This window comes from Paenibacillus sp. MAHUQ-63 (assembly GCF_028765165.1).
Classification (GTDB): domain Bacteria; phylum Bacillota; class Bacilli; order Paenibacillales; family NBRC-103111; genus Paenibacillus_E.
The window spans coordinates 296202-318239 of sequence record NZ_JARADB010000005.1; the positions used below are offsets into that span (position 1 = coordinate 296202).

Genomic DNA, 22038 nt, shown 5'->3' on the forward strand with positions numbered 1-22038 from the left:
TAAGAAGGCCTTGTTTTACAGCTTTAATATTCTCCTTTGATTACAAAAAACGAACCCCGGATTGTTCCTGCCAATGCAGACTTCTGCCTAGCAAACTTAAACTTTCCTTCTAACTCCTGCGGCACTTCCATCCCCTCCGACAGTTTAAAACCAACAGCCCGCTTCTTAGGGTCATCAATTGTGTACATGACATTGAGCGCAAGCCCGTCTTCATAAAAGACATAGGCAAATTTAATATTTTCCACCTGAAAGCGCGATGTCTCTAAAGGTTTGGCCGCAAATTCGATTTGACGCTCTTTCAAAATTTGGTTCACATAATTAAGCGTCTCCTGGCTTTCGCTCGCGGGTACAACCGTAAATTCATGTTTGTATTTGTTCATAAAGTATCGAGCTTCATTGGCACGTAAACCGGCAAGCGCTTCAACTACAGGTGAAGACTCTAAACCAACCTTAGACACTTTTTTGAAATCAACGATATAGGACATAATCATCTCTCCTTTTATCTCTTTATTTCCTAGTGCTAGTCATTTAATTCATTTACAAGAGTTGTTCACGCTCAGAACCTCTTATTAATTAGACACCATTTGGTGTCTGTTTTGATTATATGACACCTTTCGGTGTCTTGTAAAGACTATTCGCTAAAATAACTATCAGTCCGTCTGATTGATCTCGTTCGTCTCTTTCCGTAAATAGGAGCCATGCTCTTGCGTCCACGTCCACATGGCGGCGAATATCGGCTGCAGGCCCTGCCCAGACGCCGTCAAATCGTATTCGACATGCAGCGGTACGCCGGGATACAACGTGCGCGTTACGAGTCCTTTCCCCTCTAGCAGCCGTAGCCGATCCGTCAATGTTTTCGGGCTAATCGGATGCAGCTTGCGGCGCAATTCCCCGAACCGCCGGTTACCGTTAAACAACTCGAACAAGAGAAGGAGCATCCACTTACTGTCCAGTATTTCAAGAATGGGCTCGACCGTGCCGGGGCAGGATTTATCCATTTCCATTCGCGATTCCTCCATAGTTCATTTTTTGAAACTATTGCACTTTAATGTAACTACTTTTCAAATGTACCACAGAGCCGTTATGATGTGAATCAAGAAGTGGGAAAATTATGCAGGCAAGCAAAAGGAGTGATTATTCATGGATCGACCATTTGAATTGGATCCGGCGGAATACCCGTTCGAAGATCATTGGCTGTCTTACCGGGATGGGCATATCCATTATCTCGATGAAGGTCAAGGACCGACGGTTCTTCTTCTACACGGTAACCCCACATGGTCCTATCTTTATCGAAACGTTATCAAAGAGCTTCGTGAGGATTTTCGTCTTATCGCCCCTGATTACCCCGGATTTGGAATGTCGAAAGCGCCGGCTGGCTACCGATTTACGCCGCAGGAGCAATCGGTAGCCATTCAAGAGCTGATTCGCTATTTGGATTTAAAGGATTTTATATTAGTGGTTCAAGATTGGGGAGGACCGATCGGCATGAACTACGCGGTACGACATCGCACTAACTTGCGCGGCATTGTCGTGATGAACACTTGGGCTTGGCCTGCAAAAATATGGCCGATGAAGTTGTTCTCGCTCGCAATGGGGGGCCGGCCTATCGGTTATTGGCTTCAGACACGGTTCAATTTCTTCGCCAAAGTTATTGTTCCGCACGGGATATACCAGACCGACAAAGTCACGAATAGTTTGCGAAGAGCTTATACAGACCCATTCCCCACCCCGGAATCCAGAAAACCGACATGGGTATTCCCGAGGCAGATCCGCAAAGCACGGACTTGGCTCGCCGGCATTGAATCGAAGTTGTCAGATTTGAACGACTTACCCGCACATATTCTTTGGGGAACAAAAGACAGTGCCGGGTTCCCGCCTGAACAGATGGCTAAATGGCAAAAATATTTTCCGCTGAACGAAACCGAAATTCTGGAAGATGCCTCCCATTATGTGCAAGAGGATCGTCCTGACCGGGTAGCGGCATCCATTCGAAGTATATTCAAGAGAACAAGAGGAGGCGTATTTCAATGAAAACGATTTTGTGGGCAACTTTAACCGCCAACGGCAATTATGCTCAATCCGGCCCTGAAAACCCACCGAAGAAAGAAGCGTTGGATGACTTCGCCACACAAGCGAAAGCGGCTGGGAACTTCGTTGTCGGGCGACGGACTTTTGAAGGTATGCGCGGAAATGGCGCTGGGGGGCCTTTTGGCGAAGTAGATATTGTCGTGATTTCCAGGAGTGCCGCGGAAATTCCCGGCGTAAAGATCGTCAGATCTCCTCAGGAAGCCTTGGACTACCTGCAACGGAAAGGTCATCAAACCGTTCTCATTAGTGGCGGCGCTGAAATCCACAATTCATTTTTAGGCCAAGAATTGGTAGACGAATTGATATTCAACGTGGCGCCCGTGTTGGAGGGGAAAGGGTTAAATCTGTTAATCGATAAAGAGAACTATAAGTATAAACATTTGCAATTACTGGACTGCAAACCCCTCGGCGGTGATGTCGTTCAACTGAGATATTCGCTAGAACGTTAACTTGTAAAGGCTGGGCCATGCATTCTAAACTTCATTTTGACGCTTTCGTATCTCGGCTCAGCATAACATCTGTACGGCGAAATTAAAGGGCGCCCAAATTGGACGCCCTTCCCCTCTTGCATGTCTATTTCTATTGTATTGTAATAAGTAATGCATACCCTGTGTTATTTGAGCATTTGATACACTTGCTCAACATCCTTATCCCCACGGCCGGACAGATTAACAATAATAATTTGATCCTGACTCATCGTCGACGCTAGCTTCTTTGCGTATGCAACCGCATGCGCGCTCTCTAGGGCAGGGATAATCCCCTCCGTGCGAGATAACTCCTGGAAGGCCTCCAGTACTTCCTCATTGGTGACAGTTGCATATTCTGCACGACCCGTCACCTTCAGGTGGCTATGCTCCGGCCCAATTCCCGGATAGTCAAGTCCCGCGGCAATCGAATAGGTCTTCTTTGGCTGGCCTTCCTCGTCCAACAGCACTAAACACTTAAAGCCATGAATGATACTTGGGACACCTTGGGTTAAGGATGGCGCTTGATCAGGCTCAACACCGATCAAGCGAACTGTCGGCTCATCGATGTAGTGAGCGAAAGCACCAATGGCATTGCTGCCACCACCTGCACAGGCTACTACGGCATCCGGTAAGCGGCCCTCCTTTTCCATAATCTGCAGCTTCGACTCTTCGCTAATAATCGCCTGAAAGTGCTTGACCATCGTCGGAAACGGATGTGGACCAACTGCGGAGCCGAGCAAATAAAACGTATTTTTATAATTGCGAACCAGATCGTCCAGCGCAGCATCTACTGCATCCTTCAATCGTCCTTGGCCATTATGAACCGGCACAACCGTTGCGCCGAGCAACTCCATTCGGAACACATTTAGCGCCTGCCGGCGCGTATCTTCAGCACCCATGTAAATGACACAGTCCATATTAAACATGGCGCAGGCCGTTGCCGTAGCAACTCCATGCTGTCCGGCACCAGTCTCGGCAATGATCCGCTTGGCACCCATCCGCTTCGCAAGCAGAATCTGGCCAATCGCATTGTTAATTTTATGCGCTCCGGTATGATTCAGATCCTCACGCTTTAAGTATATTTTGGGTCCTCCCCAAGCTTTGGATAACCGCTCTACATACGTCAGCGGATTCTCGCGGCCAACATATTCGCGCAGGTAATAGCGGAGCTCTTCCTTAAACTCCGGGTCATCTCTAAACTTGTAAAATTGCTCACTCAAATAATTCAACACTTCTTGCAATTCCGGCGGGACGAAGCTGCCGCCAAACTCCCCAAAGTATCCCTCTTGCTGCAATTGTTGGTCCATAGGTAAGCGCCTCCACTAAGTTAGGAATAGGAATAATTTCCACACTCAACTATCTTACCATAAATTACTGATATAACTCTCCGCGTTGTCTGGAACGGCCCATATTGAATATAAGAAAGCTCTCCCCAACTATACAAAAACAGGCTCCAGTATCCTCGGTAAGTTTTGAGGGTACCCCAATTGGGTGTCCTCTGGAGATATCTTTATCCGTTTTAAATCTCAATTTAGTTACTATAATGTCGTATCTGCTGGTCTAATTTCTACATTACGAAAAAATTTATTTGAAAAACTTATTGTCACTTATGATACGGCTCCCCCCGATTAATCCGCATAGCGCGATAAATCTGCTCCACCAGCACCAGCCGCATCAGCTGGTGCGGCAGCGTCATGCGGCCAAACGACAGCCGCATATCCGCACGGCGCAGCAGCTCGCTCGACAGCCCCAGCGAGCCGCCGATCACGAAGGCCACTTGGCTCCGTCCATAGGTGGCCAACCGGTCGAGCGACGCCGCCAGCTGCTCGCTCGACCACATCTCACCGTCGATGGCCAGCGCCATGACGTAAACGTCCGAGCCGAGCTTGGCCAACAGCCGCTCGCCTTCTTTGACCCGCACCTGCTGCTCCTCGGCAGGGCTCATGTTCTCCGGCGCCTTCTCATCCGGCACCTCCACGATGCTGACCTTGGCATACGGCCCAAGGCGCTTGACATACTCCGCGATCCCATCAACGAGATAGCGCTCCTTCAGCTTCCCAACCGTTAAAATCTGTATCTGCATGACGCCAACTCCTTTTCCTTCTCTTCCAATCGCCAAAACAAAAAGGAAGGCCTAAGCCTTCCCTCAAACAACCAGAAATCGCGCTAATTCCTTGCAATGCTCACAGTGTGTCGGAGGCTCCCAATTGGCGAAGTGGGTTTTCTGCAAATCCACAATGTCCGGCGCCTCTTCGTATTCATCGACAAATTCATCAATCGCGATTTCGACATGATCTTTGCAAACTACGTGCATGCAGCTACCTCTCATTATACATTCCTGTTTTATTTATCGGTTGCTTCCACTAAGGTGACCACCGTGTTCATTTTCTTGCCGCCGCGATAGAACACCACGTTCACTTTGTCCCCGATGTGCTTCTCGTTGTATAAATATTTACGCAGCGCGATCGTGGAGTCAATCTTCCGGTCGTCCAATTGGATGATGACATCCTGTGGCTTCAGACCCGCTTCCTTGGAAGGGCCGGAAACATCGAAGACGATAATTCCAGTCTTCACCTCTGCAGGCAGCTTTAATACATCCGTCCCCTTAAAAGCTTGCAGCTCCTGCGTAGACACACCCATGAGCGGCCGTTTCACCTTGTGGTCCGTAATCAAATTGTCGATAATCGGCTTCGCGCTGTTAATCGGAATGGCAAAGCCCAGACCTTCCACGCCCGTATCGGATATCTTCATCGAGTTAATGCCGATGACCTTCCCATCGATATTAACCAGCGGACCCCCGCTGTTCCCTTGGTTAATGGCTGCGTCCGTCTGGATCACATCCATTTCCCAATCGTAGTCCGTACCTTCGCGGGACAGCGCTACAGGAATCGTCCGCTTAGGCGATGAAATGATGCCCTGCGTTACGGTCGGCGAGAACCCCAGACCTAGCGGGTTCCCGACAGCAATCGCCACCTCGCCCGCGCGCAGCGTCTCAGAATCGCCAAATTCCGCAAGCACCTTAATGTCCTTGCCATCCGCCTCAAGCACGGCCAGATCGGTCACCCGGTCGCGCCCGACCAGGGTTGCACTGCGATGCTCGCCTTGGAAATTGACCATTTCGAATTGGTTGCCGTTCTCCACCACATGGCTGTTCGTGACAATTCGCACTTTATCGCCATTGCGGGCGAATATAACACCGGATCCGATGCCTATGCCGCTTTCTTGGCCCTTATCATCCTTCTTCGAAGAAATCACGCTGACCACGGCCGGTTTGATTCTCTCCGTTGCCGCTACGATCGAATCGTTAATATTCATAGGGCGTACTTCGGCATTAGCTGCTGCAGCCGGTATGGCCGTCGCTTCGGTAGACGATTCGCTGTCTCCGAACCCGTTGACGATTCCGACAAGCAGCAGCATGGCTAACGCTCCGCCCACCCCTGCAGCAAGGGCCACATTTCTTCTGCGTTCCGCGAAGCTCGCGAATGCGCCAGAACCTTTCGGGCGCCACACAGGCTGGCGATGCTTAGTTCTTTTGGTCGAGTAAAAATCATCATCAAACAAACTCACAGGGGGTCCCTCCTTTGCTGTCGGGGGTCTGTCGCTACAGGTATGAAAGCCACTGCAGTCTCTGCCATTTCTCAGTCACTCAGTCACTTAGCCAGATGCTGCAGCCCCATTCGCCACGGCAACCTATTTTTGCAAAAAATAGGAATGTTTCGTTCCGTTCTTGCCTACAATAATAGTAAACCAAATCTCTCAAGGAAATACTAGAGTCTGCCTAAACTTTTAAATCGGAAATTAAAGGAGATGCTCCCTATGAACCGGATTCCATCCCATCTCGACGAAATCAACATGATCGGCAAGCTCGCTGATCTCAAAGACAGCCAGTACCACCAATCGCTGATACTCTCATCTCTCATTCAAACGCTTATTGATAAAGGGATCATAACCCCCCAAGAAATTCAGCTCAAATCCAAAGAAATCGATGCGGCGCTTACTCCAAGTCCGAATCCGAATGCGAACCCAATACATCCCATTTCGTAGACCGGTCAAAATAAGTATCCATCAGCCTTAGCTGCTTAGACTCAGGGGCGCGCTCTTGTACTATGTTATTCACCGTCAGCCTGGCCAAATCCATTAAATTATGGTCGCGGCTCAAATGCGCCATGTAGACGGACTTCGTTCTATTCGTCAGCACATCGCAAAGCGCTTCCCCTGCAGCCTCGTTGGATAAATGCCCCTTATCCCCGAGAATGCGTCGCTTGATGCTCCATGGGTAATGCCCGACCCGCAGCATGTCCACATCATGATTCGTCTCCAGCACCAGAGCGTCGGAATCCGTAATCTTCTCCTTCACCTTCTCGCTCATATAGCCTAGATCCGTCACAACGCTTAACTTTTGCTCGCCTTCATAAAAGCAGTAGCCCACCGGCTCTGCAGCATCGTGCGAGATGCCGAAGGACTCCACGCGCAGCGTGCCGAATTCAACGGATCCTCCGGTTTCCATGACCCGCTTGTTCTCATCCGCGATCACGCCGATTTGACGGTCGAGCTCGACCCACGTCTTCTCGTTGGCGTAGATCGGCAGATCATACTTGCGCGCCAGCGCGCCCAAGCCTTTGATATGATCCGAATGCTCATGCGTGATCACAATGGCGTCAATACTGTCGGCCGCGAGCTCGCGTTCCTTCATCAGCTGTTCCATCTTCTTGGCGCTGAAGCCTACATCGATCAGCACCTTCGTTTCCCCATTGTCAACGACCGTTGCATTCCCTGTCGATCCGCTCGACAGCACTGTAAATCTTATACCCATCTTACCCTGCTCCTCTATGCTTCCATGTCCACGCTTATAAACCTATGTAAATCGTTTATTGCTTCTTGTTGTCCGGACTGCTAGGGCCGGCGGAATTCCCGGGGCCGATCGTGCTCCCCGGCTTCCCGCTGTCCCCCTGCGTACCGAACGGTAGGACGTCCGATCCTTTTTGCGGAGATTCCACTGCGCCGTTGAACGCTTGCAGATAATAAATATCTCGATTATCAACCGTAATCCGCCAGTGCGGGAACATCGGCTGCGTCTGCGAGTTGTATGGCTGCCCGTGATAGCCCAAGCGGACCTCCGTAATTATCGAGCCTTCGCTCAAATAATTGTCCGCCAGCGAACTGACCGCGAGCTGCGCCGGAATCAGCTTCTGCTCCGTCTGCTCCACTCCTGATTCTACTTCAACGTAAGCTTGTCGGTAACTGGTAATTTCTCCATTCTTCTCATTGAGCTCGACATTCACATCGAACAGCGGCAGCTTACCGTACAACTGGTTGAACACATAGACACCACTCTTACTTACGGCAGAATCCAGCTGGTACAGGTTGAAATTCGGGATTTCCGATTGCTTCTGCACTTCTTTGCTGGCTCCTTTGCCTAGCAGCGCACTCATGCTCAGCGGCGTCTTCAACGCCTTCTCCTCAGTCGGCTTGAAATTATCGTCATACTTCACCGTAATAACCTTCAGCTTCATCACATCGGTCGGCAGCTCCGCCGTTAACCGAATGTTCTTGCTGTGGAGCGCCCGGTTCATTTCTTCGAGCGTTCCCGAGACATCGAGCGCGATTTCCGTCTGGTTGGAGCGATTGGTAGACCACAGCTGGAAGCCAAGAATCATATTGAGCAGTAAAAAAGAACAAATCAGAATCGTTTTGGCCCTGCTCCAATTCATGGTCTCACCAACCTTTCCGTAATGGTTTGAATGCCTGCTTGATTATTCGATAAAATCATAGGTCCCATCCCGCAGCTCAAGCGCCCATACCGGCAGCAGTGTCAATGTCTTCTCTGCGACGACCGGACGATAGGCCGGGAAGATTGAGACAATGCTCGAGCGCCGCTGATAATACTGCAGCCGTTCTTCCAGCGCGTCGCCGGACATGAGCTCACCGTCGCGGCGCAGAGCCGTCTTGAGATCAGGAATAATCATCGACCTCTCGAAGCCGGTTACAATTCCCTTCTGTACCTGCAGTTTCATTGAACCGAACCCCTCCGGCTGCGTCGTGACGATCGGCAGAGATTCATAATACTGGCGGAACGTGAAAGCTTGATTCTCAAACAGCTGCTTCTCCGGCGTGCTCGCCACCATATATTTGCCATCCCAGCCGATATGCTGGTTAATGAATTTAATGCCGGCAACCAAATTCTCGAGCACATCGCTTTTGCTTTCCACCGGCGCTACGGGATCGGAGTACGTAATCCACCGCAAATCCCGGTTCAGCTGGAAGCCGCGCTTGCTGTCCGTATAAATCTCGGAACCGTCGCGCTCCTTGAGATACCGGGTAATGCCCGGATCGACGAATAAGCTCTGCTTCAATTGATCCGCCGTTAATTGCGTATAATTGAATGTGAAATTCGGCAGCTTGAGCGGTTTCACCGGCAGGTAATAATCTCCGCTGTTCGTTGATTTGTACAAGTTGGTCACATCGCCGAAAGCGGCGAAATTTTCCACGTCTTTACTCGTGAAGTCGGCCCCGATGACCTCATACCCTACGCCCGGCGAATCCGTAAAGAAGAAGGCACGAACATCCTCGTTATTCCCTTTGGAATAAATCCAAATCCGGGTTACTTTATCGTTATCCGCCGGCAGCTCGCCCTCAATCCGCAGCAATTGCTGAAGCACAGTGAACGGCATGCCGTCATTGAACCGGATCTCGACCCCTTGCTGCTTCGACCTGACGTCCTCCCAGTTCACATTGACCAAATACATCGAAGTTTTGCGGAAGCCTTTGAAACTCCGCTGCTTAATGTTGTCTAGCAACCGCGTATAGTAATAGTTGCTCGGGTAGAGCACAGAATGCTGCTGGTTGCCCAAATGCACGATAATCTGATCGGGGAACAGCATATCCTGCAGCTCGGCCTGCTTTCCGAGCGTCTCCGTTTGCATATAATTGCTCTGTTGGATGGGCTCGATCTTCGGAGGATTATAAGAAGCCAGCAGAAAGCTCTGATACAAAGAGGTTCCAATCAGGACGACAAGCAAGATAGACTTTACACTTTCAATCACAGCTCATCTTCCTCCTCTTGCAGAATCGGCAGCGTGAAGACAACCCGGGTTCCTTGCCCCAGCTCCGACTCCAAGCTGATCGTGCCCCCATGGGCTTTGACTATTTCCCGGGCAATGGACAAGCCTAGGCCCGTACCGCCCATATTGCGCGAACGCGCTTTATCGACACGGTAGAACCGGTCGAAAATCCGGCTCAAATCCTTCTTCGGAATGCCGATTCCGTTGTCCTGGACGGAGATTTCCAGTATATCCTTCTCCAGCCTCCGCGCTTCCAAGCGGATCGTCCCTTCGTCTCCCGTATATTTAATCGCATTCGATACGAGGTTATCGAGTACCTGATCGATTTTATCCCGGTCCAGCCGCAAGCTGGTCACGCCGGGCTCCACGCGAATGAAAATATCGATTTTGCGCTGCTGCAGTTGGAAGGAAAACCGGTCGGCCACCTCCTCCAACATTTCGTTCACCATGGTCTTCGTCTTGCTCATCATCGACTGCTTGGAGTCCAGGCGGGACAAATGCAGGAGATCCGTCACCAGGCGAATCATTCGTTCCGTCTCGCTGCGCGTCACGCTGATGAAGCGCGAAGCCAGCTGAGGCTCTTCAATAGCGCCGTCATCCAGCGCCTCTAGATAGCTCTTGATCGTCGTGAGCGGCGTACGCAGCTCGTGGGAGACGTTGGCCACGAACTCGCGCCGGGCCTGCTCCAGCTTCTCCTGCTCCGTGACATCCTGCAGCACGGCGATGATCCCGCTCTGCCCTTCTCCACGGCGATGAATCGGTGTGAACGTGATTCGTACCGAGAGCGCCTCATCGTCATCGGGGAGCTCCACATCGAGCAGCGTTGTTTGCACTTCGCCGTGAAGCAGCCCTTCAATCGTCTCCTTCGGTATGCCGAGCACTTCGGAGATATCGAGGCCCAGCGTCGCCTCTTCCTCCGTTTGGAGAATTTGCTTCGCCCTCCGGTTCAACACGATGACATGCCCTTTGTCATCCGTTGCGATGACGCCGTCGTTCATATTCGTCAGGATCGAAGCGAGCTTCTCCTTCTCTTCTTCATTGAGCGAGAGCGCTTCCCTTAACCGGTTCATCATGAAATTGAATGTATGCCCGAGCTGCCCGATCTCATCGGTCCCTTGGATATTCACCTGCTGGTCGAAATTCCCTTCCGCGACGGCCGTAGCCTGCCTGGTGATCTCCTTGATCGGATTGGTGATGGTGCTGGTGAGGATTACGCCGAGAATCGCCGTCAAGCCTAGAGCAATCAACGTGCCGGAGATTAGAATCCGGTTAATGGACCGGATGGTTTTGTAGACGTCTTCCATCGAAGCGATCAAGTAGACGGCGCCCAGCACGCGCACGCCGCTGCCGACCGGCTTGGCGATGATCACCTTGCGGTAGCCGTCCTCATCGGTGAAGATCCGTTGATTCTCCTTAATGCCCTGCAAGGCCCGAATGACCTCGGGCTGTGTATTCTTCTGTTTGAGATGATTGGGAACCGACGTCGATATCACGTTCCCGTTAGCATCTATAATTTGAATCTCCGCATTATTAATAGAAAATAAATTGCTGACGAACTCGTTCAAATCCGCGTACGTTTTCTTGCCTTCCGCCGCATTCTTGCTGTCCTGGTCCCCCGTCAAGTAGGAGCCGACGAAGCCCGCCAGCAGCGTCACCTGGCTGTTGCGCGATACCAGGAAGTCATTCTTGAAGTAGGTCTCCACCGTCTTGTAGAAATAAACCCCGATGAGCTGCATCGCAATCAGAATGAGCAGGACATACACAATGATCAGCTTCGCTTGAATCGATTGAAAGAAGCGGATGCCCTTCATGCTTAGAAGCCTCCGGCTTTCGGGCTGCGCATGAGATAACCGAGCCCCCTGCGCGTCATGATGTACTCCGGACGGCTCGGGTCGGTCTCCAGCTTCTCGCGGAGCCGCCGGATCGTCACGTCGACGGTACGAACGTCACCGAAATATTCAAAGCCCCACACCGCTTGCAGCAAGTGCTCGCGCGTCATCACTTTACCGGAATTTTTGGCCAAATATTGAATCAGCTCGAACTCGCGATGCGTCAAATCGAGCGGTGCGCCATCCTTGTACACCATGTACATGTCGTTGTCGATGAACAGCCCGTGAATTCGCATGCCGTTGCGCTGCGTATCCGCCTCGCTCGGCGGTGCCGCTACAGCCTTCGTCTGCCGGCGCAAATGCGCCTTCACACGAGCCAGCAGCTCCCTCGTGCCGAACGGCTTGGTCACATAGTCGTCCGCGCCCATTTCCAGCCCCAGCACCTTGTCCAGCTCCGTATCTTTGGCTGTAAGCATAATAATCGGCGTATTCAGCTTCGAACGTACCTCCCGGCAGACGTCCATGCCGTCCTTCACGGGCAGCATAAGATCCAATAGAATTAGATCGGGCTGCTCTGAGAAAGCAAGCTCGACAGCGCTCCCGCCGTCATAGGCACATATGACCTGATACCCTTCTTTTTCCAAGTTAAATTTCAAAATATCTGCAATCGGTTGTTCGTCATCCACCACGAGAATTTTCCCAAACAAACCTACCACCGCCTAAATAAGGTTAAACAACGGATAAACACTGGATCATCTTATTCGCTGCATACTACTCTCTATTTTATCATATATTCAACTGAAAAGAGACAAGGCCCCCCGAGTTGTCCGGTTTGACCTTGCCTCTTATGTAATTTAACGATTCAAATATTTCAAAGGATTTTCCAAGCTTCCGTTTTTGTGAATTTCTAAATGCAAATGCACGCCTGTGGAATCGCCTGTACTTCCCATAATGCCGATTTTATCGCCCTTCTCGACGATGGTGCCCTCTGTGGTCGTAATTTTGCTCAAGTGGCCATACAGCGTCTCGTAACCGTTCAAATGATTGATAATGATATAATTGCCGTAATCTGATTTGTACCCGGTTTCGACGACTTTGCCGTTATCGGCCGCCATAATATTCTTATTGCCTGTAATATCGATGCCTTTGTGGAGCTTGCCCCAGCGAACGCCGTACGTGCTTGAAATGCTCGGGGAAACGACAGGCCATGCGAACTTCCCTGTGCCCTCGCCTTGGATGACTTTGGTACCCTTCTTCACCTTCGCCGTCACCGGCTGATCGATGATCTCTTCGTCGACCAACTTCTCCTCGGTCATTAAACCGTCGACCTTGGTCACCTGGATCGTCACCTTCTTCAGCCCGTTCTTGCCAGGCGAAATCGGCTGTACAACCCCTACTCGTTGCGAATCATCCTTGATGTACTCGGTATCATATTGAATTTCTTGATTCTGTACGATTTTCTCCGTCGTTTTGACGGATAACGCCGGCTTCAGCACCGTCACATCCAGCTGGCTGCCTAACTTCAGCTTGTCATCCTGGATGCCAGGATTATTATCATAGATGAACTGCTTGGTAATTCCTAATTTCTTCGCGATACAGGAGACACAGTCTCCCTCAACGACCGTATATTTGGCAGGCGTTACATCGCCCGTCGTCAGCTTCTTCACTACATCTTCCGGCTTCGCCAAGTCTTCCGGCTCAATCGGTACTTCCTTCGTATCCACCTGCTGAACGAACTCTACTTTCTCGAGCTCCGAAGGAGCCGTAGAAATATCCTCGCCCTGACTAGCCGACAACGCAGCAACCTTAGAGGCTTCCTTGCCTTTGGGCGTGTAGGGCGCACTCACTTGCGCCAGAATTTGATCAGCCGTCTGCTGATCCTTCACAATAGCAATGGCTTTACCGTCTACCTTCAATTCTACCCCGACCGGTTGGGGCACTAACGCCTTATTCAGCGTTGCAAGGACAGCAGCATCATCCGTTTGCGGTTTGAAAGCCTTTTCAGAGCTGTAGGTGACACCGTTAGTTTTAAGAACGACATGAACGTCTGGGAAATTCTTTTGTACCTCAAGAGGTCTTTGCTGCTTATATTCATCAATTATCTTACTGTCGCTGACGACGCCGATTTCTTTGCCGTTCAGCATAACATGATATACATCTACCATTTTCGCTTGCACGTAGATATGCCCTGCAAACGTTATAACCCCTGTCAGTGCGACTGCACCAACTCCCAGAGCAAGAGACCATTTATGTCGTTTGATTACCGTTAGCGTCGTAGTTGTCGTTAATTCTTCCTGCTGCTTGTCTGATATTGATTCATTTCCGGTCAAGCTTTCTCGCTTCGACTTGAATCTCTCAATGAGATCCTTGACAAAGCGCATACCCCTGAAACCTGTCATGATCTTCTCCCTTTGAACGGTTTTGCATCCATGAAGTAATTATTCACAAGCACCCCAATGATTAATTACTCCAAAATACATAAATAAACCTTGATTAGACATAATATCCATTAAGGATGTCTTCCTTTTGTTAAATTTAACACACTTTCTCTGCCAATTTCAACAAAATACTCGATATCCATGTGATAGATTCGTGTCCACCGCCAAAAGAAGACGCTAAATTTTCATTTTTTTGGTTAAATATCCAATAGATTTTACACCCGATTACGAGAAATGACGAATTAGAGTGAAAATTGAAAGGGGAACTGATGAAATGGAAGTCCAGTTGGAAGCTACATTCACAGATCGACTAACGATGGAGAAAACAGCGGAAATTCTTCGCTCTCAGGGTGTGCTGGACATTAAATTTAATTATGGCGGCGATGCACAAGCTGTCGATCTTGGAGGCAGCCTCGTTCAATCCGTTGAATCCTACGCAGCCGCAGAACCGGCTTATGCGCTAACAGTCAGTGTGGAGAAGTCGCGCTACCGCCAAGCGGAAGACACCATCGTGAAATATGGCGGACAGCTCCATTAACATCACGAGTATTTGTTCAGGATGTCCGTCAGCTGTTTGTATTCCGTCTCGTTTAAATACTTTTTGAGCGTATCGTTCACTTGTTTCAGCTCATCATTCGTAATGCCGTTTTCCAGCAAAACAGACAAGTGCTGCACTTCGTCTTGCGGCAGCTTGGCAACCACAAGCGAAAATATTTTCATCTTATCATCACTGGACAGCGCCTCTTTCTTCTTGGCGAAATCCTCGGTCGACATGACGATTTGCTTATCCTGCTCGTTCGCTTCGCTACTTACTCGCCCCATGACGGCTACAGCATCGTCCTCCGCTCCTCGGGAAGCGCCGCTACCGCTCTCCGTTTCCGGGCTAACACGGTCAGCCGTGCCGGAACTCGGCACGCTTCCTGACGGGCTGGGACTAGGTGCAGGCTGCGTCGGTGCCGGCGATTCCGCCGGGGCAGCTTGCTTCCCCCCGTCTCTACGCATAACTATATTCAAGTCATCTGCCAATCTTGCTGCAAATTCACCAAATTGAATCTTTTTACCCAATGCCGGTATCTGATATTGTCGAAATATATCTTCAACATACATGTTCACCACATACCATGTCGTAAACATTGTGATGGATGTAATAAGCACCGAACTGATGATAATTTTGCCGAGCCATGTCAATACTTTCATTCTTCTGATCACTCCTGCCGTTTGGATCAAATGCCTCTCATAAACCGCTTCCTCCTTCCCAGTATTGACGAATTGAGCACCATTAAATCCCTTCCGGGCAAAAAAAGAAATCCTCTAAGCTGCGATTGCGCCTAGAGGATTTTCATTCATTTTGTCGCTTATGCGTAAATTGGACGAACCAGGTTCGTTTGCTCGCGATTGCGGCCAACGGAGAAGATGGCGATCGGGATGCCTGTCAGCTGGGAAATGCGCTCCACGTAGTGTCTCGCATTCTCAGGCAGATCGCTGAGCGTACGCGCGCCGGACACATCTTCGGACCAGCCTGGCAGCTCTTCATACACAGCTTCGCATTCGGAAATAGCTTTCAAGCTCGCCGGGTAATGCTCGATGAGTTGGCCGCGGTACATGTAGCCTGTGCAAATTTTTACCGTATCCAGACCTGTCAGAACGTCGATCGAGTTCAAGGACAAGCCTGTGATGCCGCTAACGCGTCTGGCGTGGCGGACAACGACGCTGTCGAACCAGCCGACACGGCGCGGACGGCCTGTTACCGTACCGTACTCGAAGCCTTTCTCCCGGATCCAAGCGCCCACTTCATTGTCCAATTCCGTAGGGAATGGACCGTCGCCGACGCGAGTCGTGTAGGCTTTGGCTACGCCGATGATGTTGTGAATCTTCGTCGGACCTACGCCGGAACCGATACATACGCCGCCGGCCGTCGGGTTGGAGGACGTCACGTAAGGGTATGTCCCTTGGTCGATGTCCAGCATCACGCCCTGCGCGCCCTCGAATAGCACTCTGCGGCCTTGGTCGATGTATTCGTTCAATACGACGGATGTATCTGTCACATAAGGACGAATGATCTCTGCATAGGCGAGGTACTCCTTCAGAATCGGCTCGACATCCAGCCCTTTGGAGCCGTACACTTGCTCGATCAGCACGTTTTTCTCCGCGACGATGCGTCTGAGCTTCAATTCGAACTCTTGCGCATCCATCAGATCGGCAATCCGAATCCCGTTGCGCGCCGCTTTATCCATATAGCAAGGTCCGATCCCTTTGCGAGTCGTACCGATCTTGCTGTCGCCTTTGCGGTCTTCTTCCAGACCGTCCAGCACCAAGTGATACGGCATAATGACATGCGCGCGGTCACTGATATGCAAATTTTTGGTGGAAAAACCATTATCATGAATGTAGTTAATTTCTTCAATAAGTGCTGCGGGATTAATGACCATACCGTTCCCGATCACACAAGCTTTCTCTTGATAAAAAATACCGGAAGGAATCATCGTCAGCTTGTACTTCTTGCCGCTGATAATGATCGTATGGCCTGCATTGTTACCACCTTGGTAACGAGCGACAACCTCAGCGGATTCCGCCAGGAAATCCGTGATCTTACCTTTTCCTTCATCTCCCCATTGTGTTCCGACAACAACAACCGTTGACATATGCACTTACCTCCGTACGGTGACGAGTCACCCATAATGAGCCGATTTGGCTTTCGTACCACAGATTAAGGTGGACCTCATTAAAGCGCTAAAGCGCGAAGCGTCCACGGTTCACCGAAGGATCAATTCGGTCTCTTCGGCAGCCATCTGCAGGAAGGGGACCTACCCATCGGCATGAAAAACGACCTTAACTCGCAGCTGCCCTGCGTGATGCAGTTGTACAGGCAGTCGAACAAGGTTTTTTTCACCGTCTCTAGTGTAGCAGTCCCCTTTCGCAAAGTCAATGAAAAACGAACAATTATTAATGCACATGTATAATCGTTCGGAAATTGTACATACTATGAAGTTGGCATAAAAAAAAGCAGCAGGGCGTCAATGCCCGGCTGCTTCCTGATGGGTTCGATCCATATTAACGAACTTGTTGAACTGCTTCAAGAACGCCAGCTCGACCGTGCCTACCGGACCGTTACGCTGTTTGGCGATAATGATCTCGATAATGTTCTTCTTCTCGGATTCTTTGTCATAGTAATCGTCACGGTACAAGAACGCGACGATGTCGGCATCCTGCTCGATGGAGCCGGATTCCCTAAGGTCCGACATCATCGGACGCTTGTCCTGACGCTGCTCGACACCCCGGCTCAGCTGTGAGAGCGCGATAACCGGCACGTTCAGCTCACGGGCGATCTGCTTCAACGTACGGGAGATCTCGGAGACCTCCTGTTGACGGTTGTCGCCTTTGCCGCGGCCCGCGATGAGCTGCAAGTAATCGATCAGGATCATCCCGAGGCCCCTCTCCTGCTGGAGACGGCGGCACTTCGCGCGGATATCGGCGACGGTAATTTGCGCGGAATCGTCAATGAAGATATTCGCCTCCGACAAGGCGCCGATCGCCATCGTCAGCTTCTCCCAGTCGTCCCCTTCCAGGTTCCCCGTCCGCATGCGGTTCGCATCGACGTTCGCCTCCGCGCAGACCATACGTTGTACGAGCTGCGCGGCGCCCATCTCGAGCGAGAAGATCGCGACGGTTTCCTTGGCGCGCACGCCGACGTTCTGCGCCACGTTCAGCGAGAAGGCGGTCTTCCCTACGGAAGGACGCGCCGCCAGAATGATAAGGTCGGAGCGCTGGAAGCCCGACGTCATCTTGTCCAAGTCGATGAATCCTGACGGGATGCCTGTGGAGCTTCCTTTATTCGAGTAGAGCGACTCGACCTTCTCGAATACTTCCATGAGCACGTCGCGAATGACGACGAACCCGCTGGAGCTGCGGCGCTGCGAAATCTCAAGAATTTTCGCCTCCGCCTCGCTCAACATGGACCCGACATCGTCCTCGTTGGCGTAGCCGTTGGTGACGATCTGGGTTGCAGTGCGGATCAAGCGGCGGAGCATCGATTTCTCTTCGACGATCGCCGCGTAGTAATCGATGTTCGCCGCCGTCGGCACCGCGTTGGCGAGCTCGGACAGGTAGGTGACCCCGCCGATCTCCTCCAGCAATTGCTTGTTCTGCAGGCGCGCCGTCAGCGTGACCAGGTCGACCGGCTCCTGCTCTTCCGCCAGCTCGACGATCGACTCGAAGATGCGCTGATGTGACCCCCGGTAGAAGTCGTCGCTCGTGATTCGTTCCATAGCGGTAATCAATGCTTCGCTATTGATCAGAATTGCGCCGAGCACCGCCTGCTCGGCTTCTATATTTTGTGGGGGTATGCGATCCATAAACATATTATCTCCGCTCATGCTACAGTACCCGCCTTTCTTTTCGTAGTTTAATAGATTGTGAGGCAATGTCACCCGACAATAGAGAAGAGCCCCTCCTAGGGACTCTCATCGGTCTTTCTCTGTCACTTACTTCTCTTCCAATACTTGCACGTTCAAACTTGTTGTAACCTCCGTGTGAAGCTTCACAGGCACTTTCGTTACGCCCAGCGTACGAATCGGCTCATCCAGAACAATTTTACGTTTGTCGATGGCAATCTTGTACTGCTTCTCCAGCACTTCAGCGATCTGCTTGCTCGGAATCGCTCCGAACAACCGTCCGCCTTCTCCGGCTTTCGCTTTAATTTGTACGGTCATTTCGCTCAGCTTCTCGCCCAGCGCCTGCGCTTCAGCCTTCTCTTGCTCCTTGCGGCGCTGTTCAGCCTTCTTCTGATTATCAAGCACTTTCACCGATCCTGCCGTCGCGGGAGCTGCCAGCCCCTGCGCAATCAGGAAGTTCTGTGCGTAGCCTTCCGATACTTCTTTCACTTCGCCTTTTTTCCCTTGGCCCTTTACGTCTTTCAAAAAGATTACTTTCATTCGAAAAGTCCCTCCTCTTCCTGTATTTCATCTAATACTTTCTTCAAACGGGTCGTTGCTTCCTCTAAGGTCACGCCATCAAGCTGCGTTGCCGCGTTGGTCAAATGTCCGCCGCCGCCCAGCCGCTCCATCACGATCTGGACGTTCATCTGCCCCAGCGATCTCGCGCTGATCCCGATCAATCCGTCCGGCCGCTCCGCGATGACAAAGGAAGCCATAATATTCGTCATATTCAACAATGTATCAGCAACTTGCGCAATCATCAACTGAGAATATTTGCGATTAGGCTCAGCAACTGCCAATGCGACGTGCTCGTGGATCGTTTCCGTATGCTTGATCACTTCCGCGCGTTCGATGTAGGAGCCGAGATCCTCCTTCAGCAAGCTCTGAATCAATGCGGAATCGGCACCGTTACGGCGCAAGTAAGACGCGGCCTCGAAGGTTCGCGCTCCGGTTCGCAAGCTGAAGCTCTTCGTGTCGACCACGATGCCCGCGAGCAGCGTCGTCGCCTCCAGCACCTCCATCGTCAGCTTCTCATTGATGTACTGGAGCAGCTCCGTCACGAGCTCGCACGTAGAGGACGCGTACGGCTCCATATAGACGAGCGTCGCATCGTGGATGAATTCCTCGCTGCGGCGGTGGTGATCGACCACCACGACCCTGTGGGTCTGCTGCAGCAGCTTAGGCTCGGCGACCATGGACGCCTTGTGCGTGTCCAGCACCACGGCCAGGGACCGCTGGGTCGTAATCTGCATCGCTTGCTCCGGCGTAATGAACCAGCGGTGCAGCCGCTCATCGCCGGCGATCGTTTCCATCACCTTCTGGATCGATGGGTTAATGCCTTCCAGCACGATGTAGCCTTCCTTGCCGACGACCTGCACCGCCTTCAGCACGCCGATCGACGCGCCGATGCAGTCCATATCGGGGAAGCGGTGCCCCATGATCATGACCTTGTCGCTATCCTTCATCAGATCGCGCAGCGCATGCGAGATGACTCTGGCTCTGACCCGGGTGCGCTTCTCTACGGCATTCGTTCTCCCTCCGTAGAAGGATAACCGCTGGCCGACCTTAACGGTGACCTGATCGCCGCCGCGGCCCAAGGACATATCCAGACTCATCTGCGCCTGTTGGCCGATCTCCGTTAGCTGCTCGGCTCCCGATGCGATCCCGATGGAGAGCGTCATCGGCAGCTTGTTCTCGATCGTCAAATCCCGCACGTCGTCCAAGATCTCGAAGCGCGTCTGTTCCAGCTGACGCAGCGCCTTCTGGTCCATCAGAATCAGGAAGCGGTCCGATGACGTCCGGCGCAAGTACAGCTGATGCTTCTGCGCCCACTCCGTAATCTCGCCCGTTACCTTGGCCAGCATAATGCTGCGCGTCTGATCGTCCAGCCCCTGCGTCGACTCTTCGAGATTATCCATCATAACGATTCCGATCGCCGTCTTCTCATCTTCATATTTCTTCGCCAGGTTGGCCTGCTCCGTGATTTCGCGGAAATACAGCAGCCGCTCCTCTGGTCGAATCCACACTTGATAGATCAGCTTGCCGATCGTCAGGTCCACCTTCTCGTTCTTGTCCTTCCGGCTTTTCAAATCCGGCAAGCACTCGTAGAGCGATTCCCCAATGACGGAATCCTGCCCCAACATTTTCGCCACAAAAGGGTTATGCCATTCGATTCGCTTCTCTTCATTGTACAGGATGATCCCGATCGGAAGGCCGCTCATGACTTCATTGCCTGCCTTCTTGACACGATGGGAGATCGTCCCTAAGTACGTATTCAGCTCTCTGCGGAAAGCCGCTTCCGCCTGCAGGGTGAAATACGCCAACAACCCGCAGATCAGGAAGGCCGTAACGCCCAGCCACCATTTGAACATATAAATCGTTGCGGTCATCAGGATGAGCAGGACGAAAATCCACACAATGTGTTGACCATGCCACCGCTTTAAAAGGAACTTCGGCATTCGAACTAGCTCCTAATCCTATAAATTTTTCTTGAATCGTTCACGGATTGGAAACGCAACATCAAATACCCCTAGTAAGCTGTAAACGATAAAAAGTGGAGGCATGAAGCAGACGAGAATGATCGCCAGAATCGGGAGTACCGGCTTCCACCTGTTGGTATGGGCAATAAAGAATAGAAAGCCTATGGCTTGAATCGCGAATGCCAGCATCAATAGCGGCATGGCGTTCATCAGCAGCGTAGGGATTAGCGCCGTGGATGCCGGGTTCATGAACATATCCAATACGAACACGACCAGATAAATCCAGACGAGGGATTTCTGCAGCATCCATTCCCGCATCGGCCGCAGGCCCGGGATGCCTTCCCCTGTCTTATTCAGCAGCCAGCGGCTGATCCCGTGGGTTACGAAGGTGAAGAACAATGCTACGAAAATCAAGTACAATGGGATCACTTGCACGATGAAGTTCACGTACCAGTCTTGATCCTTCGGCAGCACCTCGCGAATGCCCGGAGGCATGCTGGCGATGCTGTCGATCATGAAGCCCTTGAACTTCGCTACCGGATCGAACCCAAGCATATATCCGATAAGCAAGCTCAGCAGCGCCTCAGCCAAGATCGTGACGATCCCTGCCGTCAGAACGGACCGCGCCGGCGCCTTCCGCTTATACAAGTTGCCCATGACCAGCACCGGCGGCAGCATGAACAGCGATACCGATATCAGGGATATGCCATGCCACTGTGTCAGCAAATAGACGACTAGCAAGCTAAGCACATAGCTGATGACGAAACGTTTGGTGCTTGATTTCACATATAGCATCAGTACAGGAATCATAAGAAAACTGAATGTGAAAATAATAAAAGGCGTCATTAGAGACAGCAATGAAACAACGGTCACCGCGCTCCAGATGATGCTATGCCAACTTCGATTCCCCAACCGGGCTCACCTCTTACGTAAATGTTCTTCGAGCGATGAAATGTCGCCGTACCAGTCCTCAAGTTGATGGCCCTCTTGGCGGTGTTTTTTCATTTTCTCTGTCATGGCTTCGTCCAAATCTCGATACGATATGCCGAGCCTTCTCCCCAATATGTACCCGCTGGAGATCAAACTGGCTAACCCGTCTACAATTTTGACATGGCTGCCTTCCCATATGCCTTTGAGCAGGTGTGCGACATGATCCACGACTTCCGTCTTGAGCCACTCAATGACTTTGGCCCGTCTGGCTAGGTCAACTTCTTTCTCCCTATTCAGCAACCGTCATCTCTC

23 protein-coding genes are annotated in these 22038 nt (G+C 51.4%); 4 read left to right on the top strand and 19 right to left on the bottom strand.

The window, feature by feature from the left end:
• Positions 1–23: 23 nt before the first annotated feature.
• On the bottom strand, positions 24–485 hold the full coding sequence (locus PUT07_RS27260) for a phage tail protein (RefSeq protein WP_274471930.1): 462 nt from the start codon (positions 483–485) through the stop codon (positions 24–26).
• Positions 486–650: 165 nt separating this feature from the next.
• Positions 651–1004, bottom strand: a complete 354-nt coding sequence (locus tag PUT07_RS27265) for a winged helix-turn-helix transcriptional regulator (RefSeq protein ID WP_274471931.1) — start codon at positions 1002–1004, stop codon at positions 651–653.
• 136 nt (positions 1005–1140) lie between these two features.
• Here PUT07_RS27265 and PUT07_RS27270 point away from each other — a divergent pair, with 136 nt between their 5' ends.
• Complete coding sequence (locus tag PUT07_RS27270) at positions 1141–2031, top strand: alpha/beta fold hydrolase (RefSeq protein ID WP_274471932.1); 891 nt, start codon at positions 1141–1143, stop codon at positions 2029–2031.
• Entirely contained in the window at positions 2028–2537 is a 510-nt protein-coding gene (locus PUT07_RS27275; RefSeq protein ID WP_274471933.1) for a dihydrofolate reductase family protein, read from the top strand. The genes PUT07_RS27270 and PUT07_RS27275 overlap by 4 nt, the downstream gene beginning before the upstream one ends.
• Positions 2538–2701: 164 nt before the next feature.
• Here the strand turns inward: PUT07_RS27275 and trpB are convergent, their stop codons facing one another.
• From trpB to PUT07_RS27295, 4 genes are all read right to left on the bottom strand, one after another.
• Positions 2702–3862: a tryptophan synthase subunit beta gene (gene trpB / locus PUT07_RS27280; RefSeq protein ID WP_274471934.1), complete on the bottom strand. Its 1161-nt coding sequence runs from the start codon at positions 3860–3862 to the stop codon at positions 2702–2704.
• A gap of 296 nt (positions 3863–4158) precedes the next feature.
• Positions 4159–4638 carry a 23S rRNA (pseudouridine(1915)-N(3))-methyltransferase RlmH gene (gene rlmH, locus PUT07_RS27285; RefSeq protein WP_274472004.1) on the bottom strand — a complete coding sequence of 160 codons (480 nt, stop codon included), beginning with the start codon at positions 4636–4638 and terminating at the stop codon, positions 4159–4161.
• 63 nt (positions 4639–4701) lie between these two features.
• On the bottom strand, positions 4702–4869 hold the full coding sequence (locus tag PUT07_RS27290) for a CxxH/CxxC protein (RefSeq protein ID WP_274471935.1): 168 nt from the start codon (positions 4867–4869) through the stop codon (positions 4702–4704).
• Between the two features lie 29 nt (positions 4870–4898).
• The gene (locus PUT07_RS27295; RefSeq protein ID WP_274471936.1) at positions 4899–6122 is read right to left on the bottom strand and encodes a S1C family serine protease; all 1224 of its coding nucleotides are present in this window, start codon (positions 6120–6122) and stop codon (positions 4899–4901) included.
• 249 nt (positions 6123–6371) lie between these two features.
• On the opposite strand from PUT07_RS27295, the gene PUT07_RS27300 reads away from it, so the two are divergent.
• Complete coding sequence (locus tag PUT07_RS27300; RefSeq protein ID WP_274471937.1) at positions 6372–6599, top strand: hypothetical protein; 228 nt, start codon at positions 6372–6374, stop codon at positions 6597–6599.
• Here PUT07_RS27300 and PUT07_RS27305 read toward each other — a convergent pair.
• From PUT07_RS27305 to PUT07_RS27330, 6 genes are all read right to left on the bottom strand, one after another.
• Positions 6550–7368: an MBL fold metallo-hydrolase gene (locus tag PUT07_RS27305; protein ID WP_274471938.1), complete on the bottom strand. Its 819-nt coding sequence runs from the start codon at positions 7366–7368 to the stop codon at positions 6550–6552. The genes PUT07_RS27300 and PUT07_RS27305 overlap by 50 nt on opposite strands.
• A gap of 55 nt (positions 7369–7423) precedes the next feature.
• Positions 7424–8266: a two-component system regulatory protein YycI gene (gene yycI, locus PUT07_RS27310; RefSeq protein WP_274471939.1), complete on the bottom strand. Its 843-nt coding sequence runs from the start codon at positions 8264–8266 to the stop codon at positions 7424–7426.
• 42 nt (positions 8267–8308) lie between these two features.
• Positions 8309–9598 (bottom strand): YycH family regulatory protein, encoded by a 1290-nt coding sequence (locus tag PUT07_RS27315; protein WP_274471940.1) that lies wholly within the window; start codon positions 9596–9598, stop codon positions 8309–8311.
• Positions 9595–11427 (bottom strand): cell wall metabolism sensor histidine kinase WalK, encoded by a 1833-nt coding sequence (gene walK, locus PUT07_RS27320; protein ID WP_274471941.1) that lies wholly within the window; start codon positions 11425–11427, stop codon positions 9595–9597. Before walK ends, PUT07_RS27315 begins: the two co-directional genes overlap by 4 nt.
• Positions 11428–11429: 2 nt before the next feature.
• Entirely contained in the window at positions 11430–12152 is a 723-nt protein-coding gene (yycF, locus tag PUT07_RS27325; protein WP_274471942.1) for a response regulator YycF, read from the bottom strand.
• 147 nt (positions 12153–12299) lie between these two features.
• Positions 12300–13844, bottom strand: a complete 1545-nt coding sequence (locus tag PUT07_RS27330; RefSeq protein ID WP_274471943.1) for a M23 family metallopeptidase — start codon at positions 13842–13844, stop codon at positions 12300–12302.
• Between the two features lie 313 nt (positions 13845–14157).
• Between PUT07_RS27330 and PUT07_RS27335 the strand changes: the two genes are divergently transcribed.
• Positions 14158–14421 (top strand): hypothetical protein, encoded by a 264-nt coding sequence (locus PUT07_RS27335; RefSeq protein ID WP_274471944.1) that lies wholly within the window; start codon positions 14158–14160, stop codon positions 14419–14421.
• 2 nt (positions 14422–14423) lie between these two features.
• Here PUT07_RS27335 and PUT07_RS27340 read toward each other — a convergent pair whose 3' ends face one another.
• From PUT07_RS27340 to PUT07_RS27370, 7 genes are all read right to left on the bottom strand, one after another.
• Positions 14424–15080, bottom strand: coding sequence for a hypothetical protein (locus tag PUT07_RS27340; RefSeq protein ID WP_274471945.1), 657 nt, complete (start codon positions 15078–15080; stop codon positions 14424–14426).
• Positions 15081–15238: 158 nt separating this feature from the next.
• Positions 15239–16525 carry an adenylosuccinate synthase gene (locus PUT07_RS27345; RefSeq protein ID WP_274471946.1) on the bottom strand — a complete coding sequence of 429 codons (1287 nt, stop codon included), beginning with the start codon at positions 16523–16525 and terminating at the stop codon, positions 15239–15241.
• 372 nt (positions 16526–16897) lie between these two features.
• Complete coding sequence (gene dnaB, locus PUT07_RS27350) at positions 16898–18241, bottom strand: replicative DNA helicase (RefSeq protein ID WP_274472005.1); 1344 nt, start codon at positions 18239–18241, stop codon at positions 16898–16900.
• A 123-nt stretch (positions 18242–18364) separates the two neighbouring features.
• Positions 18365–18814, bottom strand: coding sequence for a 50S ribosomal protein L9 (rplI, locus tag PUT07_RS27355; RefSeq protein ID WP_274471947.1), 450 nt, complete (start codon positions 18812–18814; stop codon positions 18365–18367).
• Positions 18811–20775, bottom strand: a complete 1965-nt coding sequence (locus PUT07_RS27360) for a DHH family phosphoesterase (RefSeq protein ID WP_274471948.1) — start codon at positions 20773–20775, stop codon at positions 18811–18813. Before PUT07_RS27360 ends, rplI begins: the two co-directional genes overlap by 4 nt.
• A gap of 18 nt (positions 20776–20793) precedes the next feature.
• Complete coding sequence (locus PUT07_RS27365; protein ID WP_274471949.1) at positions 20794–21708, bottom strand: DUF2232 domain-containing protein; 915 nt, start codon at positions 21706–21708, stop codon at positions 20794–20796.
• A gap of 6 nt (positions 21709–21714) precedes the next feature.
• Complete coding sequence (locus PUT07_RS27370; protein ID WP_274471950.1) at positions 21715–22026, bottom strand: MazG-like family protein; 312 nt, start codon at positions 22024–22026, stop codon at positions 21715–21717.
• Between the last annotated feature and the right edge of the window lie 12 nt (positions 22027–22038).

Bases quoted from the DNA above. Each gene is read 5' to 3' on its own strand.
- PUT07_RS27260 (WP_274471930.1), bottom strand. From the start codon at position 485: ATGTCCTATATCGTTGATTTCAAAAAAGTGTCTAAGGTTGGTTTAGAG.
- PUT07_RS27265 (WP_274471931.1), bottom strand. From the start codon at position 1,004: ATGGAAATGGATAAATCCTGCCCCGGCACGGTCGAGCCCATTCTTGAA.
- PUT07_RS27270 (WP_274471932.1), top strand. From the start codon at position 1,141: ATGGATCGACCATTTGAATTGGATCCGGCGGAATACCCGTTCGAAGAT.
- PUT07_RS27275 (WP_274471933.1), top strand. From the start codon at position 2,028: ATGAAAACGATTTTGTGGGCAACTTTAACCGCCAACGGCAATTATGCT.
- trpB (WP_274471934.1), bottom strand. From the start codon at position 3,862: ATGGACCAACAATTGCAGCAAGAGGGATACTTTGGGGAGTTTGGCGGC.
- rlmH (WP_274472004.1), bottom strand. From the start codon at position 4,638: ATGCAGATACAGATTTTAACGGTTGGGAAGCTGAAGGAGCGCTATCTC.
- PUT07_RS27290 (WP_274471935.1), bottom strand. From the start codon at position 4,869: ATGCACGTAGTTTGCAAAGATCATGTCGAAATCGCGATTGATGAATTT.
- PUT07_RS27300 (WP_274471937.1), top strand. From the start codon at position 6,372: ATGAACCGGATTCCATCCCATCTCGACGAAATCAACATGATCGGCAAG.
- PUT07_RS27305 (WP_274471938.1), bottom strand. From the start codon at position 7,368: ATGGGTATAAGATTTACAGTGCTGTCGAGCGGATCGACAGGGAATGCA.
- yycI (WP_274471939.1), bottom strand. From the start codon at position 8,266: ATGAATTGGAGCAGGGCCAAAACGATTCTGATTTGTTCTTTTTTACTG.
- walK (WP_274471941.1), bottom strand. From the start codon at position 11,427: ATGAAGGGCATCCGCTTCTTTCAATCGATTCAAGCGAAGCTGATCATT.
- PUT07_RS27330 (WP_274471943.1), bottom strand. From the start codon at position 13,844: ATGACAGGTTTCAGGGGTATGCGCTTTGTCAAGGATCTCATTGAGAGA.
- PUT07_RS27335 (WP_274471944.1), top strand. From the start codon at position 14,158: ATGGAAGTCCAGTTGGAAGCTACATTCACAGATCGACTAACGATGGAG.
- PUT07_RS27340 (WP_274471945.1), bottom strand. From the start codon at position 15,080: ATGAAAGTATTGACATGGCTCGGCAAAATTATCATCAGTTCGGTGCTT.
- PUT07_RS27345 (WP_274471946.1), bottom strand. From the start codon at position 16,525: ATGTCAACGGTTGTTGTTGTCGGAACACAATGGGGAGATGAAGGAAAA.
- dnaB (WP_274472005.1), bottom strand. From the start codon at position 18,241: ATGTTTATGGATCGCATACCCCCACAAAATATAGAAGCCGAGCAGGCG.
- rplI (WP_274471947.1), bottom strand. From the start codon at position 18,814: ATGAAAGTAATCTTTTTGAAAGACGTAAAGGGCCAAGGGAAAAAAGGC.
- PUT07_RS27360 (WP_274471948.1), bottom strand. From the start codon at position 20,775: ATGCCGAAGTTCCTTTTAAAGCGGTGGCATGGTCAACACATTGTGTGG.